The 18,781-nt window shown below is 36.1% G+C and carries 15 protein-coding genes and 4 tRNA genes; 3 read left to right on the top strand and 16 right to left on the bottom strand.

Annotated features, from left to right (window positions below):
- Nucleotides 1-62 precede the first annotated feature (62 nt).
- The 10 genes from NYP65_RS05875 to NYP65_RS05830 all read right to left on the bottom strand — a co-directional run bounded on the left by NYP65_RS05875 (nucleotide 63) and on the right by NYP65_RS05830 (nucleotide 7,179).
- Nucleotides 63-135 (bottom strand) — tRNA-Val (locus NYP65_RS05875).
- A gap of 40 nt (nucleotides 136-175) precedes the next feature.
- A tRNA-Val gene (locus NYP65_RS05870) sits at nucleotides 176-247 on the bottom strand.
- 31 nt (nucleotides 248-278) lie between these two features.
- Nucleotides 279-349: transfer RNA gene (locus tag NYP65_RS05865), tRNA-Cys, on the bottom strand.
- A gap of 27 nt (nucleotides 350-376) precedes the next feature.
- Nucleotides 377-449 (bottom strand) — tRNA-Gly (locus NYP65_RS05860).
- A gap of 118 nt (nucleotides 450-567) precedes the next feature.
- Nucleotides 568-1,506, bottom strand: coding sequence for an acyltransferase domain-containing protein (locus NYP65_RS05855; protein WP_415684666.1), 939 nt, complete (start codon nucleotides 1,504-1,506; stop codon nucleotides 568-570).
- Nucleotides 1,507-1,536: 30 nt separating this feature from the next.
- Nucleotides 1,537-3,063, bottom strand: coding sequence for a DUF4127 family protein (locus NYP65_RS05850; protein WP_115756867.1), 1,527 nt, complete (start codon nucleotides 3,061-3,063; stop codon nucleotides 1,537-1,539).
- A gap of 1 nt (nucleotide 3,064) precedes the next feature.
- Nucleotides 3,065-3,907: a carbohydrate ABC transporter permease gene (locus tag NYP65_RS05845; RefSeq protein WP_102704738.1), complete on the bottom strand. Its 843-nt coding sequence runs from the start codon at nucleotides 3,905-3,907 to the stop codon at nucleotides 3,065-3,067.
- Entirely contained in the window at nucleotides 3,897-4,868 is a 972-nt protein-coding gene (locus NYP65_RS05840; protein ID WP_415680512.1) for a carbohydrate ABC transporter permease, read from the bottom strand. The genes NYP65_RS05845 and NYP65_RS05840 overlap by 11 nt, the downstream gene beginning before the upstream one ends.
- Nucleotides 4,868-6,151: an ABC transporter substrate-binding protein gene (locus tag NYP65_RS05835; protein ID WP_016785565.1), complete on the bottom strand. Its 1,284-nt coding sequence runs from the start codon at nucleotides 6,149-6,151 to the stop codon at nucleotides 4,868-4,870. The genes NYP65_RS05840 and NYP65_RS05835 overlap by 1 nt, the downstream gene beginning before the upstream one ends.
- 74 nt (nucleotides 6,152-6,225) lie before the next feature.
- Complete coding sequence (locus NYP65_RS05830) at nucleotides 6,226-7,179, bottom strand: ROK family protein (protein WP_018618127.1); 954 nt, start codon at nucleotides 7,177-7,179, stop codon at nucleotides 6,226-6,228.
- A 278-nt stretch (nucleotides 7,180-7,457) separates the two neighbouring features.
- Here NYP65_RS05830 and NYP65_RS05825 point away from each other — a divergent pair, with 278 nt between their 5' ends.
- The 3 genes from NYP65_RS05825 (at nucleotide 7,458) to NYP65_RS05815 (ending at nucleotide 11,989) form a co-directional block, all read left to right on the top strand.
- Complete coding sequence (locus tag NYP65_RS05825; RefSeq protein ID WP_102704739.1) at nucleotides 7,458-8,597, top strand: ROK family protein; 1,140 nt, start codon at nucleotides 7,458-7,460, stop codon at nucleotides 8,595-8,597.
- Between the two features lie 101 nt (nucleotides 8,598-8,698).
- Entirely contained in the window at nucleotides 8,699-10,729 is a 2,031-nt protein-coding gene (locus tag NYP65_RS05820; RefSeq protein WP_473410747.1) for a family 20 glycosylhydrolase, read from the top strand.
- Nucleotides 10,730-10,804: 75 nt separating this feature from the next.
- The gene (locus tag NYP65_RS05815; RefSeq protein WP_473410746.1) at nucleotides 10,805-11,989 is read left to right on the top strand and encodes an SGNH/GDSL hydrolase family protein; all 1,185 of its coding nucleotides are present in this window, start codon (nucleotides 10,805-10,807) and stop codon (nucleotides 11,987-11,989) included.
- 458 nt (nucleotides 11,990-12,447) lie between these two features.
- On the opposite strand, the gene NYP65_RS05810 is transcribed toward NYP65_RS05815, so the two are convergent.
- The 6 genes from NYP65_RS05810 to NYP65_RS05785 form a co-directional block, all read right to left on the bottom strand.
- A complete protein-coding gene (locus tag NYP65_RS05810) occupies nucleotides 12,448-13,893 on the bottom strand; it encodes an MFS transporter (protein WP_016635358.1) in 1,446 nt (481 codons plus the stop codon).
- A 159-nt stretch (nucleotides 13,894-14,052) separates the two neighbouring features.
- Nucleotides 14,053-15,258, bottom strand: coding sequence for an iron-containing alcohol dehydrogenase (locus tag NYP65_RS05805; RefSeq protein ID WP_473410745.1), 1,206 nt, complete (start codon nucleotides 15,256-15,258; stop codon nucleotides 14,053-14,055).
- Nucleotides 15,259-15,260: 2 nt separating this feature from the next.
- Nucleotides 15,261-15,974 carry an HAD family hydrolase gene (locus NYP65_RS05800; protein ID WP_353938385.1) on the bottom strand — a complete coding sequence of 238 codons (714 nt, stop codon included), beginning with the start codon at nucleotides 15,972-15,974 and terminating at the stop codon, nucleotides 15,261-15,263.
- 80 nt (nucleotides 15,975-16,054) lie between these two features.
- The gene (locus NYP65_RS05795; RefSeq protein WP_032813262.1) at nucleotides 16,055-17,038 is read right to left on the bottom strand and encodes a nucleoside hydrolase; all 984 of its coding nucleotides are present in this window, start codon (nucleotides 17,036-17,038) and stop codon (nucleotides 16,055-16,057) included.
- 76 nt (nucleotides 17,039-17,114) lie between these two features.
- Nucleotides 17,115-18,083, bottom strand: a complete 969-nt coding sequence (locus NYP65_RS05790) for a carbohydrate kinase family protein (protein WP_473410744.1) — start codon at nucleotides 18,081-18,083, stop codon at nucleotides 17,115-17,117.
- Entirely contained in the window at nucleotides 18,076-18,777 is a 702-nt protein-coding gene (locus NYP65_RS05785; protein WP_116689386.1) for a phosphoribosylanthranilate isomerase, read from the bottom strand. Before NYP65_RS05785 ends, NYP65_RS05790 begins: the two co-directional genes overlap by 8 nt.
- Nucleotides 18,778-18,781 lie beyond the last annotated feature (4 nt).

Here is an 18,781-nt window from a genome sequence, read left to right as displayed (position 1 = left end):
AGCGCGCTAACGTCAATGAGTAAAAAAAAACGCGGCAAAATACCGCGAAAACAAACATATTGTGGGTGATATAGGAATCGAACCTATGACCCCTTCCGTGTGAAGGAAGTGCGCTAGCCGCTGCGCCAATCACCCAAAATTTTTTTAATTATGCGTGAAAGGCAATCCTTTCGAGTGGGCGATACAAGGTTCGAACTTGTGACCCCTTCCGTGTCAGGGAAGTGCGCTACCACTGCGCCAACCGCCCAGGTTGTTTATTAAGCTAACACGCTCAATCGAGGTGGGTACGAGAGTCGAACTCATCTATACGGCTTTGCAGGCCGCTGCCTAACCGCTTGGCTAACCCACCACAAGGCCGATAACTCACCAGACCTAGAGCGGACAACGGGACTCGAACCCGCGGTCTCAACCTTGGCAAGGTTGCGCTTTACCAACTAAGCTATGTCCGCAATGCTTTCTCGCTAACTAACGCCAGCCCGAAGCACGAGTAACTACTATACCAGAAATATTTATAAATTCAAGTCCGCCGCCCATTGGCGTGTCGAATAGCAAACACTGTTAAATTTTCTACCTAACATTCTTTAAAACTCCGTACCCAATCGCCATCCTTCCCCCATTTTCAACATATTCCCTAATATTTTTTTGCAAACTTGTTTCCGTCTTGCCACTTTCCTTGCCACTTTCCTTGCGCACTTCCCCACACGCTTCTACATTGTTTTCCTTGCCACAATCTACTCCACTTTCTTTATGCCCAGCTATCTCGCGATTTTCTCCAAAAACCCAACGCTTATAGTCGTCAGAATATGCAATTCCAAAAACTCTAAACATAGATCTAAATACTCGAATATTCGACTTTTCTGGTAGCAACTTATCTAAAGCAGGATCAAGCAGCCATGATATGCAATAAAAAGTGCAATTCTTTAACTCAGGAATGTACTTATCTATAAACTCATTAGCCAACATAAAACTTATCGTTAAATTTTCTATGCTTAACTTTGCATCAGACGGAATATGTACGCTTACCAGATTTTGCCTTTTGCAAAACTCAAATTCTAATTCACCTAATCTAAATATTTTCATAGAAAGAAGACGCGGAAACCAAAATTCTTCACTAAAAACAAAAGGATACTTGCCAACATAAATCTTCTTAACAAATCTTTTAATAAAACCAAAAGTACTTAAAAAGACTTCATCTTTAATTCCAGCTTGTTCATATCTTCTACGCACCAAAAGAATGCATACCATAAATATGGAAAGAATACGCATTCCGCTATCATCAGCACAATATTCATTCAATTTTGCAACTGCTAGCTCTTGATTAAACCCGTCATTAAAAAGGTCTTGTATACAATCCATCAAAACAGAAATATCTACATTCTTAAACGATTGTATTATTGTGCGCGTTAGGCAATCATCAAAATGCAATTCGTTACACAGATTTTCAACATCTTCTGCAGTCTGCGAAATCAGGTATGACTTTTCATCTTCTTTTAACAAATCACACATTTTTACCTCACAATAAACTCACAATAAGCCTCACAACAAATCAAAATTAACTTCAAACATCCTTTTCCATGGAAAATCTACATTATTGATTTTCAAAGGAAGCGCTTTCGATAAATTCAACTTGCTATACTCTTTCTGCAACAAGTTTTTAGCTTCAAGCTTAGCCCACTCTTCGCATGGCTTTACATCAAAATAATTACCACCATAATTATCAATCCTATTAGCTATATTCCATCGAATATTTGATTGATATAACGCGTCTTCTATTATTCTATATGCAATATTTTTCTTTATACTTTTTGAATCAATACCCAGAATTGCTTGAGATAAAACTGTTCCCAAAGTATTACAATTTGTATTCCATCCCGCATAACTAATAATTCTGTCTAAAACGTTATTATCATCTAGCAAAGTTAATAATTGCAAATCCCCACCATTTGAATACGCACTATCGCATAACGCAACTTTCTTACCAGATTCAACTAGCGTGCAAATATGATTAGTAAAATAATCTAAATTTCTATACGTGTCGTACGCTACATCATGATTAGATACAGAAAATTCTGCTTCTTGCATAACTTTTCCAGGAGCATTAATCATTAAACAAATGTTGTTTAGTCCACTTAAACCGCTTAAATCACCTAAATCGCTATCTTCCCAATTTTCTAAAAGCCTTGCTCCACAAGCTAAAACATGAGATTTTAGGCTTTCAAACATAGGCCTATCTTCGTAAGAAGGAACTATTGTTGGCCCTAATATAGACGAATATTCAACACTTATAGCAGGCTTTATTCTATGCGATTTACAAAACGCTCTTGCAAGCAGAGTCATGCCAACTTCATCTGATCCAGGATACATAGCAACTCTACTGTTTAACCTCTTAGAATAAACAGCTGATTGAAGTCTTCTTTGAGATACTGCAGTATATCCGTATGGACTAGAATCGTCTTGTGGAAAAATAAGATAATCAATAGTATTATTTGCTACTAAATCAAGAATTGATATATTAATACCAAGATTTTTATCACGACGATTTTCATAATCATCAATAACATATTGAGGAATATCAAAAGATTCTAACTCTTTCTCCTGCAATTGTGTTAGATCATTGCATCTAATCTTTTTATCACTCAGATATGCTCTTAAATAAAGACTCCTACCATATTCTGCGTAATAATCAGGCTCCTCATCGCTGCTGTTATACGCAGGCGCGCGCATAACAGTGCAAAAAACAAATAAAGTCATATTTGGATTAACTTTTTTGAGCTTTTCCAATACGCTCAGTCTGCTTTGCAAACAATCGCTTTGTAAATTATGTACTCTTGAAGGAACCAATCCCCCATACACAAGCATGTCTGCAGATATTATAGCAATATCACATTTTTTGGCGTTATCCATCAAGAAATCAACTATTCCATTAATATCTGCAGACTGTTTTTTATTACCTAATAATTCTAACGGCACATTTACAAGGTCAAAATCACTACTTTTAGCTAAAAGCTCTGGGAACTTATAGTTACAAGGTCGCTCGTCTAATGGAAGAAATAAGACTTTCATTTTAACCTTTCAACCCACCTTCTTGTAATCCTTTGTAAAGATGCTTTTGGAATAAAGCAAAGAATACAACTATAGGAATAAGCGATATTATTGCACCAGCCGCAACTAATCTAGGATCCGTATAGAACGTTCCTTGTAAACGATTCAAGCCAACAGTAAGCGTATATTTATCGTCATCGCTTAATGCAACCAATGGCCACAAGAAGTCGTTGTAGCTTCCAACAAATGATAATATTCCAATAACAGTAAGCGTTCCTTTTACCTGCGGCAAGGCTACATACACGAATCTTTGCCAAATATTCGCTCCATCTACTTTTGAAGCTTCTAGTAAATCTTGCGGAACAGATTTAAACGCATTTACCATAAGCAATACGTTTAACGGGCCGATTAAACCAGGCAAAGCCAAACCAAACAGAGTATTAGTTAATCCCATACCTTTTACTAGAAGGAATGTAGAAACAAGAATACCTTCGCATGGCATGATGATTGCGGCAACAAAAAGCAAATAACCAATTTTACTAAACTTAAACTTTAAGCACCCAAAAGCATATCCAGCCATTGAGCATCCGATTATATTGCCTAAAACATTCATTGCTACAACAATCAAGGTGTTGCACAAATAGTGAAGTATAGGAACTGTTCTAAATGCTTTTACAAAATTTTGCACTGTAAAATCATGCGGAATCAAATACGGAGGCATTGCAAAAACATTGTCATTAGGGCCCTTAAATGCTAGTGCAATTTCCCATACTAATGGACCAGCTAGCAATATGAACACTAATACAAGAATGCAATATTGAACTATCGTTCCGATTCTAACGCGATGAGTGTTATTAGTTTTCATCTCCAGCACCCCTGTGAACAAATATTTGCTGAATAACTGTTATAAAACCAACAATAATTAACAGAACAACGCTTATTGCACTAGCGTACCCAGTGCGAGCGCTCAATCCTGTTCCTTCTTGCTGAATCAGCATTGTCATTGTTATGTCTTTTCCGCCTATTCCGCCTGTACCACGAGTAATTACATACACCTCGTTAAACACTCGGAATGCTGCTACAGACGAAAGCATCATTATTAGAGTCATTGTGGATCTAACTCCTGGTACTGTGATGCAGAAGAATTTGCGCATTATTCCAGCTCCGTCTATATCTGCAGCTTCGTACAATGATTTATTTATGTTAGCTAAAGCTGCTAAATAAATAATCATGTAATATCCAAGACCTAACCATATTGTTACAAACATTGCACTAAAAATTGTTAGCCATCTGTCTGTAAGGAATGGCAATGGCCCTGTTACTACGTGAATCATCTGTAGAATGGAATTAACTAATCCCCTTGTATCGAGCAAGTTAGTCCAGATAAGCCCTATTACCACTGCAGACAACACTACTGGGAAGTAGTAGGTTGTTCTAAAGAATCCTATTATTTTTGAATCTTTACTCACCAAAGCAGCAAGTATAAGAGGCAAAATAATCATAAATGGCACAACGCATACTGTGTATAAAGCAGAATTGAAAATAGCAGTTACAAAACGACTATCGCCAAATAGTTTTGCGTAATTTGCAAATCCAACATTGTGCCCAGGTATAAGCATTCTAGCGTTTGTAAAAGATCTTAAGATGGTGTTTATAAACGGATAAATGCAAAACAATATAAGTATGATTAAAGCTGGCAGAACAAATAACCAAGATATGCACCCATCTTCGTTAAATTTTTTACGGAAGATGCCCCGAGGGGCAGGAGCCGCATTACTGCGACTCACTGCCGACTCGGCTTGTGGATTATTCATAGGAGAAATCATTACTTTAACCTGTCGTTTAGTGCGGCAACTGCTTTATCAAGCGCTTCTTTAACTCCCTTTTCTCCTTGAATTGCCTGAGTTAATTCAGGAGATAGATAGTTTACGCCGTCAGTATCGGAAATCTCTGGTGGGAAGTTTGCAACAGTACCATTATCAATTTCTTCCTTAGCAACTCTAAGAACCTTGCCTTCTATAGTAGATTCGTCAATGCTCTTAAAGAATGGATCGTCCATTGCGCCAGCTGCCGAAGGATAAGTGTTTGACTTCTTAGAAAACTCAACTTGATTCTTCTTGTTTGTTAAGAAGTTAGCGAGCTTCAGAGCCATTTTCTTATTCTTTGTTTGAGAATTTACTGCCATTAGCATTGGGTTAAGCGTATTCTTCTTGTTTGTTGCCAATGGTGCTACATCGAGTTGCTTATAGACTTGCGGAGCATTTGCCTTAAATGCGGCAACAGATGAAGTTGAATCAAGCATATACGCTATGTTTCCTTGGAAGTATAGTTTCTCTGCGTTAATTATGTTTGCATTCATTCCATCTTTAGGAATAGCACCCTTCTTATAAAGATCTGCATAATGCTGAATATACTCAACACCCTTGCTAGAGTTAAAGGTAAACTTTGACCTGTCTTTACTCAAGAAGTTAACACCATATTCCTCAAATTGCGAAGGGAATACGTATGGAACAGCAATCATGTAGCTCTTACCACCGCATTTTTCATTAACCGTATTTGCCTGATCGAATAAATCATTGTAGGTTTTTGGCGGCTTATTAATGTCTAGACCGCAGTTAGCAAAAACATCCTTGTTCAAATAAGCAACATCAATATTTAAGTACCATGGGAATCCGTAGACTCCTTCGTCAATACCATTGCCCGAGAATTTAGATCCATCCCAAACCTGAGGCAAATAGTCCTTGGCCATTCCTGCAGCTTCTTTACTAAGATTCAGCAACGCTCCAGACTTTGCAAGATTGTATGCTTGCTGTTCGTTAACATTTACAATATCTGGCAATTGACCAGCTGCGGCATCCGTAGACAACTTTGAATCATAGTTTTCTGCAGGCTGATCGACCCACTTGACTTTTACTCCAGGATTTTCTTTTTCAAACTCACTAATAAGTTTTGTAAAATATGGAGTGTAAGTATCGTTCTTAAGATTCCAAGTTTGGAACGATACTGTAGAAGATTCGGAATTATTTGCAGAAGAACCGCATGCGCATAACGATAGTGCGGCTGCGATTGAGACGCATCCAGCAATAACACCTTTACCAATAGCATTCATAATGTTTCTCCTTTGAAATCAATTTATGTATTAACAGTTACGTATTAGCAATATCTAGTTGGAAATGTATGTAATTAATTATTTCCCTCCTTTTTTATATCGTCATTGTGATTGCCGATAAGAGCTGCTCCTAACGCACCAAAAAACACCTCTTGATCTGCAATCACTAGACGATTAGATATATTTAATGAGGACAAAAATGGCGATTTTGTCTCAAGTTCACCAATAACTTTTTGTATATCCTTTAATAAAATTGTTCCTATCTTGCTTATGCCACCGCCGATAACAATAATTTTTGGGTCAAAAGTTACTGTGAGCATTTGTATTGTGCTTACAAGCGTGAATATGAATTTATGCCAGACTTTTTCAGCCTTTTCATTTTTATTGGAGACTTCTCTTAGCAACGATGCAATAGGATATCCATTTTTGGTAGGCCACATTTGCGCTAAAGCACTTCCAGATATTATTGTTTCTACACACCCACGCTGACCGCATGGGCACATTGCACCATCTTTATCTGCAACAATGTGTCCTACCTCTCCTGCAATCCCAGTTGAACCGTGGAAAAGCAACCCATTAATAACTACTCCTGCCGAAACACCAGTGCCTAAATTCAAGAACACTAAGCTGCTTGAATTTGCTCCATAATAATGGTATGCACCAAATGCTGCAGCATTAACATCGTTATCAATGTAGGCATTTATTCCAAATCTATTTAAGATTTCAGATTTGAAATCTAGATTATGCGAACCCAAATTCACCGATTCACATACGCAACCAGTGTTTTGATTCACTAATCCAGGTACTCCAATACCAATACTTAAATCAACTTCCTTTCCATACTTATTAGTAACTTGCTTAATCACTTTTGATATGAGATTACACACCTCATCAACGATTTCTTTTTCTCCTTGATGAGTAGACACTTGAGAATACGCGATCGGCTTATTGTCCGTGTCAAAAGCTGCACACAGCACCTTTGTGCCACCAACATCTACACCTATACGTATTGGCGAATCAAGTGCCATAATAAACTCCTTATAATTACCTCTACCTTGAAGTAAAGTCCATATTTATTGGATTAAGTACAATTATTGCACTAAAAAATAAAAAAGCAATACCGTTTATAATATTTATCAAAAAACATTGAAAATAAAGGCGTTTCGCAATATAACTTATTAATACAAAAAACTTAAATTCAAAAAAATAATTTCCAAAAACATCTTTTAGTATATGTTCCAAACTATATATTTATCTGATAATATGTAACATATAAAAATAAAAGGGCTTGAAGATGGGATGCAATATGGAAGATACCCAAATACCTCAGTCGATGATAAATCAGCTAATGACGGTTTCTCAAAAAACAATACCCGCAGATGCAAGAATAAATAATAGAATGCTAGTATTCAATTATTTATTCCCAAAGCAAATACTTTCTAGAGCAATGCTTGTAAGAAAGACCGAACTTTCAAAAGCATCAATCTCTACGGTTGTCTCTGAAATGCTAGATGACCACATGCTTATAGAAAGTGGGCATGAATCAAAAATAGAACGAGGAAAAAGAGGAACACTACTAGAAGTTGATGAAACTTATTGGAATATTATAGCTATTGATATTTCTCAACCATGCTTAATACAAGGAGCAATCCTCAACCTATGCGGAGATATATTAAAACGATCAGAAATATCACTATACAAAAACACAGACGTTAGCACAGACAAAATAGTTGAATTGTGCCAAACTCTTATAAAGGAATCGAACAATAATATATTGGGAATAGGCATTGCTGTTCCTGGAATTGTAGACAACAATGGAAAAGTCATACGTTCGTTAAATCTTAAGTGGGAAAATATAAATCTTAAAGAAGAATTAAACAAATATTTTGACTGCCCTATCATTATTGACCACGATACAAATAGCGCACTTCTAGCAGAAAGATTTTTTGGCAACGGAGTATCAAACACTATATTTATACAATTATCATTAGGCGTTGGAGCATCTATATTAATAAATGATGCAATAATTACCGGCATAAACAATTCTGCAGGAGAAATCGGTCATATAACTGTTGACCCAAATGGCCCAACTTGCACATGCGGAAAAAAGGGATGTTTAGAAACATATATATCTGCAGAAATATTGCATAAAAAAATGTTCACATCTGATCAAGCAAGAATAGACATACTAACTGAAGCTGGTCATTATTTAGGAAAAGCTCTTACAACAACTATTAATCTTTTAGACTTAACAGATGTTGTTATTTATGGACCATCCGACATTGTAAACAAAGTCTTTATAAGCGCAACGGAAGAAGCCATACAAGAGTACGGCCCTTATAATCCAAAACACTTATGCACCGTAAGACGCTGTACGTGTAATAACGACATAACTCTTATTGGAGAATGCATTTCTGTTATTCAAAACAGAATTATGCATCTTTAATATACGAAAATATACCAATATTTACCAATAAAAATCTTTAATCATATTGAATATGTATTAAAAGATAAAACTTAAACAAAAATAGCAAAGAAGCATTAATCATGGATATAAAAGAATCAACAATAATACTTGTGCCTTATCCACAAAAATTAAAAATTACAGGAAACGACTCCATAACTCTTCCAGAGTCAAGCTATATTAGTTTCAAAAATATTAAACCAGATACAAGAATTACTACTGCTGGAAAACAGTTATGCGTAGACTTAAAAAATCAATTTAATTTTGATTGGAATGTTAGCTACGGGGATGGCTATAAAAGCGCCATAAATGTATCAATAAACAAGGATCTTCGCGCACAAGAATATAAAATTTATACGTCATTAGCAAATAATCAACCAAGAATAAATCGTGCAATAATCACTGTAGAAGCTAAAGACATTCAGAGTATTTGTTTTGCAATACAAACTATAAGACAGTTAATTAAACAATTTGGAACAAGTATGCCTTTAATAGAAATTGAAGACTTTCCAAAAATACCAGTCAGAGCATACTCTTACGATGTTTCAAGAGGTAGAATACCTAAGCTTTCTTGGCTAAAGATTTTGGTAGATCAATTGTGCTTATACAAATATAACCAACTACAGCTTTATGTTGAGCATACTATTGATTTAGAAAATACTATTGAATCATGGATTAAACATACTCCACTTACATGCAGTGAAATTATTGAACTAGACAAATATTGCTACAACCGAGGAATTGAGCTTGTTCCTACTATGGCAACTTTTGGTCATATGTACGAAGTTTTAAGAAGTACGTCTTATAAAAATCTTGGCGAATTCCCTAGCCAATCACAAAGGCCGTTTAGCTTTGTAGAAAGAATGCTGCATCACACATTTAATCCTGCAAACCCACAAACAATACCATTCATAAGTAAAAGAATTAAAGATTATGCAGCATTATTTAGATCAAATAAATTCAACATTGGTGCAGATGAAACCTTTGATCTTGGCTGCGGAGAAAGCAAAGAAATTGCGCAAAAAGATGGCGTAGCAAACCTATATTCATCTTACGTTCAAAAATTATGCAATACGTTACAAGAAATAGGATCACAGCCAATAATGTATGCAGATATTGCATTAAAACATCCAAATATGTTATGCGCCATTCCAAAAAATGTTATTTTTGCAAACTGGAATTATGCAGCAAACGTTACAGAAGATAGTGTTAAATTAATACGTAATCAAAACGCACAGCAATACGTATGCCCTGGAACACAAACATGGAATAGGCTAATACCAGATTTTGATTGTGCAATTAGCAACATATCCAAAATGTGTAAATATGCTCACAAAAATAACGCTTGTGGATTATTACTCACAGACTGGGGAGATTATGGTCATATAAATGACCCAATTCTCTCTTTGCCTTATTTGATTATGACTGCTCAATACTCATGGGGATCTAGCAAGATAAGTAAAAACAATGTAGAACACGATTTTGCAGATATCAATTCGCTAAATACCTTATTAAAAGATATAAGCAATATTCTTACCGATAATATTTGCCCTCAATTATGCAATATTCTTCAAGAAGCATCACACTCACAAGCATTTAGCTGGTCAGACGCGGTGCAATTTAAAGAGCTTGATGATAATGGCGATTCAAACAAAGATGTTTTATTCTTATTAGGATTCAAAAAAGACATATCTCTAAAAGAAGCAAGAAAACAGTTTTTGACTGATAGAAATCAACAAATATTAAATGCAGAAAAATACAACAACACATTGTACAAATGCATAAATGATCTTTATAAAACGTACTCTTGCTCCAAATGCTACACACTCAAAGAAAGAATAAATAAAGACTTTATAAACACAACAATTTTAAGCATTCAAGGCCAGCAAATACTTAACAGCCTTGGATTGTATATTCTTAACGCAAGCGCAGAATATTCAAATAGCAGCAGTAAAATAAGCAAAGACCAAGTAGCTTACTTTGTACAGACTATAAACAATTGGTTTGTTCAATATGCAAATAGGTGGAATTCTATAGGAAAATCTGCAGACTTGTACAGGATTCGACAAGTTTTTGATTGGTACATAGATTGGCTGCTAAAAAATTCCAATTAAATATATTACTTTTTATTACTGTTTATTATCCGATGACTATTTTGTGAAAATTATAAATACAAGATGAAGGCTTTTATGAATAACACAAACTGCTCAATCAACGAACAAGCAATTCTAGACTCTGGATTAAAAATATCTAACATATTCGATGTAAAACATAGAGTTTTAGGAAGATATAATAATGTAAAAAATCCTTGTGGAAACAAAAAATACTATTCAACTTATTGGACTGGAAGCGGCGTTGAATTTTTGTATTCAGGAAACTCACTAAAACTTGTAATTGAGTCATCTTACACACAATATGAACCTTGGGTAAGCGTAGACATAGATGGATGCCAAATAAGCAAACAAGCACTTAACAATGGCATTAACTTAATCCAATTGTCTAACGATTTAGAAGATAACAAATATCATAAAATACGTTTGCTAAAAGAAACACAGTTTATGCACGAAGACCCAACCCAAACTTTCGTTATAGAAAAAGTCATATATGATGGAACTTTTAGGAATCCAGAAAAACCATCTTTAACTCTTGAATTTATAGGAGACAGTATAACAAGCGCAGAAGGAGCATGCGCGAATGCGAGTATACAGAAATATTGCTCTGCCATTTTTAGCGCTTGGAATGGATACCCTAGAATAGTGTCAGACGCCTTAAATGCAGATTTTAGCGTAATATCTCAAGCAGGCTGGGGAATAGTTTGCAACTGCGAAAATAATCCTAATTGCACATTAACAAATATATACTCAAAAATTTGTAAACCTGCTCAAGGGAAAAACATTGAATTTGGCTGCAACGACAGCTATAAACCAGTAAACAACACTGATTTTATTGTTATAAATCTTGGAACAAACGACGCCACAGCCTGCTTTGCAAACGAGTGGGAAGACCCGAAAACACATAAAAAATTCAAGTTAAGTTTAGATAAAAACGCTCTAAACTCAAGTGAAAATGACTTCTTAGATAATGAGTCTGCAAAGATAGTTAAAAACGGCGTAAATAACCTATTAGAAACAGTTAGAAAGATTAACCCAGACTCAACCATAATTTGGTGCTATGGGATGCTTGGAAATAGGCTGGAGAATCTTATTAAACAATCCATTAATGATTTCTGTAATAAAACGAGCGACAAGAAAATATTCTATATTGAATTACAAAATACTAGCGATAATAATCTTGGCGCATGCAGTCACCCTGGAAAAATAGCACATAAAAATGCTGCGCAAATCTTAATTAATAAAATAAAACAGTTGATGTAAAGGATGACAATCAAAGAAGAAAGTATGCATTACACAAAACTGTAGTGTGATTGCGCGACGAATTACCTTTTCGCTTAAAGCGTAGCACGAAAAGGTAATTCGGAGCGCTGAGCTTGCTTAAGGTTGAAAGCACAGTGTGCTTTCAACGCAAGCGAAGACGTTCGCGCGCTTAGACCGCGCGAACAATTACTTGCATGAGAACTTAAAGCGTAGCGCAAGGCAGGTCATCGCGAAAACGCACTACATGAAACCGCAAATCTTCCGCATTTTGTAGTTATAATCAGCGTGTTCAACAATAAAATAAAAGCCGCAACGAAAAATCCACTGCGGCTTTTATTGCTTATAAACCTTTCTAAAATTTTCAACAATGCCTAATACTCTGCAATTTAACAATTACAGTTAAATACGGCAATAAATAATTTATTTACTAAAATACATGACTACAATACCTGACTCTACTACGCCTCATCTTTCTCAACGTGCGAATGGCTATAAATCATCTTCATAGAGAAGATGAAAATAACCATAGCTGCAAGAACGATAATTCCGCCTATCATAAACACGTTTGCATATGTGGAAGCAAGGCCGCTTGCTGTTCCAAACATAGATCCTCCGCTCATCGAGCCATTGGCCATAAGCTGTCCGAATAACGATACACCAATCGAACCAGTAATAGCTTGAAGCAAATCATTAAATCCTAAAGCTCTACCAGATTCTTCAGGTTCTACTGTCAAAGTTGCAGTATCAACAATTGGTTGGTAGAAGAATGAAGTGCCAAAGTAGTAGATGCACGGAGCAACAGCAAGCGCCCAAATCTGACCTGCAGGAATCAAAATAGCTATTGCAATCAAGCCGCATCCCATGCACGCAAGAGCGAGAATTACCGAAGCTTTGCGTCCAATCTTTTGAATAATAGGACCAGCAACAAATCCCATAATCGCAGCTAAGATGATTGACCAAACAAGCCAATTAGACACTTGGGAAGAATCAATCTTATAAACATTTAATCCAATAGCATTGCATCCTGCATTCAAAGTGTAGCTAAAGAAGTATCCAACAAAGATTACAACCATAGTCATTGCAAATGCTGGATTTGTAAGCATCTTAGGTGTAATGAATGGGTTCTTAGCCTTATTTATATAAACAACAAATGCGATTAACGTAACCACGCAAGCAGCAAGCCAGAAATAATTCATATCTGTAAAGAACATAGTTACAGATGCTGCAAATAGACCTATAAGCGCAAAGCCAATAACATCAATCCTTGCGCCCTTGCAATGTTCATCTGGCAGATTCTTACGCAATACTGGCAGCAAGAACACTGCCAACACGCCAATGCCAAACAGAATTCTCCAATCAACTAGGGTCATATATCCTGCAAGGAACACACCTAAAGCGGCAGCAGCACGGAATACTGCAACAAATATTCCGTACCAAATAACTCGCTTCTTCTTTTCTACATACTTAGAAACCAGCACCAAGAATATAGAGCCAGAAACTTGCCATCCAGCAGATTGTAAAATCCTAGCAATAATTACAATCCAAATATTAAGATGACCAAAGCATCCAAGAACCGATGCAGCAACAAACACAACAGTTCCTAATGTCATCATCTTCTTTAGCGACACAAAATCACCAAGCGAACCATAAATAACGCACACAATACCCAAGACAATTCCTGGCAAAGACGTGATCAATGGAGCAAGGTTTGCTTGTTTTAGCTGGTCTCCAATATTTACGTAAATCATTCCAAAAGCCTGCTGCTGCAATACGCCAAGAGTAAAAATAGCGAGCACAACAGGAATTGCAACTTTTGCCATTTTATTCATTTTTGCGAACTCTTCAGTTCCCTCTTCAGGAACTGGAATGCCATTAGTTCGCTCACTGACTTCAACTTTAGTCATGGCTATTCCTTTCTTCTATTCTTCCAATTAAATGGAATATTTTTGCCACGCCTATATTTTTGACGCAGCATCGCTGGCACAAATCTTCATTTGACTTATGTCAACAACATTTACTTATAAATCAGCTAAATCAGCAATACCCACTAAAAAACGAATTTTCTAACAGATTTTCCTATGCATAGAAAGCTGATATATTTTTTTACAATCATCTGGATTTAGCCTTGCAACGGAACCTATAGAATTATCTTCACCAAAGAACTCAATTTGACTCAGCATCTTATCGATTCCATCTTTTGGCAAACCCGCATCTTCAAAACTCGTAGGCATACCTAAGGATTTGAAAAACTTTTCAGTTTCCAAAATTCCCTTATTTGCTAAATAAGATTCACTATCTACAGTGCTAACATTTGCTTCAGTAGAAATGCCAAACACTTCTTTTGCGTATCTAGCAAATCTCTTAGCATTCTTGCTAGAAGCAACCTTCATCCATGAACACATGATTATAGATAATGTTGCACCATGAGGAGTGTTATATAGAGCACTAATCTCATTCGCTAACGTGTGCGTAGACCAATCTTCATTGCGACCAATACTAAAAGTATTATTCTGAGCAATTGTTGAAATCCACATAATCTGCGCACGCAAATCATAGTTTTCCAGATTTTCCAAACAGCGCGGACCTATGGAAATTAGAGTGCGCAGAACGCCCTCGCACATTGAATCCACTACCCCGAAATCGTTATCATCGCTAAAATATCTTTCGCAAATATGACTAAACATGTCTACTATTCCGCATGCTGTTGGATATGCTGGAACGCTAAGAGTTAGCTCTGGATTCATAAAAGCAACAACAGGTCTGACTATTGTATTAGATATAAGCAGCTTAAGATGCTCAGAGTCATTATTTATAACCACTACTTTGCTTGATTCACTACCCGACGCAGGCAAAGTAAGCACAGAAAACACTGGCAAACTAGACTTTACTTTCGCAAACCCAGTAAAATAATCCCATACATCACAATTACCAGCAGCTCCAATACCTATAGCTTTAGAAGAATCAATTACCGAACCACCTCCAATTGCAACGATGCCATCAATGCAATTATTTTTTACAACTTCAATACCTTTTCTAACTAGCGATAGCTTCGGATTTGGCTCAACTCCACCAAGATCAACAAAATCAATATTGTATTTATGCAAACTATTTTTAATATCAAAAAGAATATGTGAAAGGTATTCTCCCCCATCATAATGAAGAAGAACCTTGGATATACCTCTATCTTTTAATTCTTTTCCAACTTTACATTGAGCATTCCTGCCAAACACAAACTTAGTTCCAATGCAAAGATCAAAATTATTAATCATGATTACCGAACCTCCAGCAAAGAGTTTCTTTCTTCATTTGCAATATCAGAAGAAAATAGAACTGAAGAAATGTCATTTACGCAATTAGCTAAATACTTTGGCCTGGCCAACTTCAATGCAGAGATTTCACCGTCTCCATAAGATACAGCAATACAATCAACACAATTTTCTCTAGAAGACTCAACGTCGCTATAGGAATCTCCAATATATACACAATCAAAAGGGCTAATATTATATTTACTAATCATTAAAGAGATCATTTCTTTCTTGCTCATATAAACTTTCGATTCAGAATACAAAGAATCTGGAGAAATCCAACTGTCGAATAGCTCAATCCATTTTTTTATATTCAAAATCTTTTCCAATGCAACCAATGGCTTATTCGTAACTATTGCATTTATTACTCCGCATTTTTTAAGTTTCAAAATAAGCCGAGCAATACCCGCATACATGTGCGTACTATGAAAATTATTTAAATTCCTATAATGATTACTAATATCTGAATCGAATTTTTTATAAAATTCAAATCCAGGATATGGGATGAGGCACTTAAATATTTCTAATGTTGACTTACTCAAATTAGAACTATTAGATATAAATCCTTCAGGAAGCTTAGACCCACAAGCACATGCGGCATAGTTTATGGAACGCCACACGTCTTCGCTTGTACTGGCTATGGTTCCATCAAAATCCCAAAGGATTAATTTATACCTCATCCCAAGCCCTTTCTTTATAGATTGTTAATAATGAACAATGTTTCTAAATAGCGCTTCTTAATACTGTTTCTAAAACTAAATTAGTTATAACTTTCAAGAGTCTTGTAAAGCATATCTACAAATCCAGGGAAATCTAGCTCAAGAGCTGCTTCTGCGTTAGGTTCCTTACCTCTTGGCTCCATAGTTGGAGTACGCTCTAAATCAACAGCTGGATTTTCGCCACGTAGATGTCTGTAATCACATACAGTCATTCCTCTTGTTAGCTTTCCATCAAGCTCAACGTCAATATGCATTGGCACAGCCTTAATAAGTTCAGGGAAAGCAACCCATGTTACAGCACAAGCATCATGCATTGTTGCGCCTGTTAGATTTGTTTCTTCAGCACATGTTCCTATAAAGAATTCAGTTAAATCAGCAGCTAACATTGCTGCTTTTGTTCCAATTTGCCTAAATTTAGCAACATGCTCTGCTTTAAGATCGCATTGACGAGTTAAATTAATTCCAGTCATTTTTACATGAATTCCAGAATTAAACACTCTAGATGCTGCTTCTGGATCAACAAAAATATTGAATTCTGCCGATGGAGTCCAATTTCCAAAAGTAACAGACCCACCCATGATGCATATTTCTTTGACTCTATCAACAATTCTAGGTTCTCTATTTATTGCAGATGCTATGTTTGTTAACGGACCTGTAGCTATAAGAGTTACATCATCTGTGCTCATAACTGTATCAACAATAAAATCTACAGCATGCTTATTCTGTGGCTTATGAACAGGATCTGGAAGAACTGGACCATCTAGACCAGTAACACCGTGGAATTGAGGCGCAGTAACAAGAGGCGCAACCATAGGACAGCTATGCCCAGGGTAAACACCAATATTATCTGCCTCGCCTAAAACTTCAAGAATTTTAATTGCATTAGTCGTAACATTTTCTAATGGGCTATTGCCGCCAATTGTTGTAATCCCTAGAACATTAAGATGCTTAACCGCAATCATTATTCCAAATGCATCATCATGACCTGGATCACAATCCAAAATTACTTTCTTTTTATTACTCATTATTAATGACTTCCTTATCATATTGTTTGGTAACTTATTATTTATTGCATTATTTATTAATCAATAACCTCAATTGTTATTTGAAAGTTTTTACATCATAATGCAACAAAAATTCATTAATTTGATTGATATTAGGAGAATTCCTAGCACCTTTATGCGCTACTGAATACGCAGCAACAGCATTCCCATACAGTAAGGATCGTTCAATATTAGAACAATCCAACATAGATTTTATGTAACCAGCGTTATAAATATCGCCAGCACCTATAGTATCTACAACATCAACATTGAACGGTGGAGCAGATATAACGCTACTATTCTTAAATCCTATAGAGCCGTTTGCACCATCTCTTGCAACAACTGTACGTCCGTTAACAGATAAATCTTTTGCATTATTTTCCCATGTATCATCTCCTAAATAAGAAAACTCGTCTGGACCAGAACCTAATAAATGAGTTACATATGGCATTATTCCCATCAAAGCATCATAAAAATCAGGATTTAATACGCCATTATCAACTCGTAAATTCAAATCGAATGAAGTAGGAATTCCGAGATTATAAGCCTCTCTAAATATGCGCGTAATGGAATCTCTTGCAGAAGTGTTATACACAAGGCACATACCAGAAGAATGAATCCAATCAGAGTTTCTAACAGCATTCATAATGCGATCATCAAGATCTAGCACCTTAAAGGATTGGCTCTCCCTTGGCCAACCCCACAAATACCTTTCACCAAACTCATCTACAAACGCAAACACTCCAACGGTATTTAACTCAGCATGCGTGCGCAAATAGGTTGTGTCAACGCCTTCCTTAGCAAAATCATCTAAAACAAAACGACCATATTGGTCATTCCCTATAGAACCAACAAAAAATGTATTAACTGCTAATCTAGAAAGCGCAACAGCAGTATTTGCAGAAGTACCTCCACCTTGAATAGATACATCAGGATACTTAACAATAGTTCTTTGCTCATTCAAAAATCGCGGATAAGGAACTATAATATCTACATTTGCATCGCCAACAACAATAACATTATGCATTTAACGCCGCCTTAATAAAAGCTTCCACTTTTACAGGATCCTTACATCTCAACGTATTTGCACGCTCATCTTTGTAATTTGTAAGACTAAATGAGTCAACACCATATGGGCTAGTATCATGAATCGCATCAGCAACATTAGAAGCATCAAGGCCTCCAGCAATAATGCATTTAACAGATGTAGAGTCAATAATCTCCTTATCAATAGACCTATCGTGCTCAATTCCAGTTGCGCCTATGTCGTTAGCATCTGGCGATTTTGTGTCTATTAAAAAGAAGTCGGAAACTTTTTCATAATCTTTAACATATTGGAGAACTTTTTGCTCTTCTAAAGGAACGCCTTTAAGAACAGGTATAGCTTGCATAATAAGAAGCTCAGGAAACCTACTTTTTAACTCACCAACTTGTTCAGGAGTTATACCTTCTATGTTTCCAGATAAATGCAAAACATCTGGCATTGCTAAATTTAAGTCTTCACTAATTTCGTCTATATTCTCCGAACACGTTAAGCCAATTCTTACGGCACCTGGTTGTACTCCATTAAAAATCTCTTTTGCTTGCGAGCAAGACAACTGACCTGGAGTATGTTGAATATGCCCATAGCTTACGCCAATATGCTTAGCGCCAAGACTTACAACCATACGCGCATCTTCCACAGTCCTAATTCCATAAATTTGTACAATAACGTCAGCCATATTA

The sequence above is a fragment of the Gardnerella sp. c12Ub_1 genome, from assembly GCF_055804375.1.
Note: the sequence above shows the minus strand (reverse complement) of the source record. Positions and strands in the feature narration are given on the sequence as shown.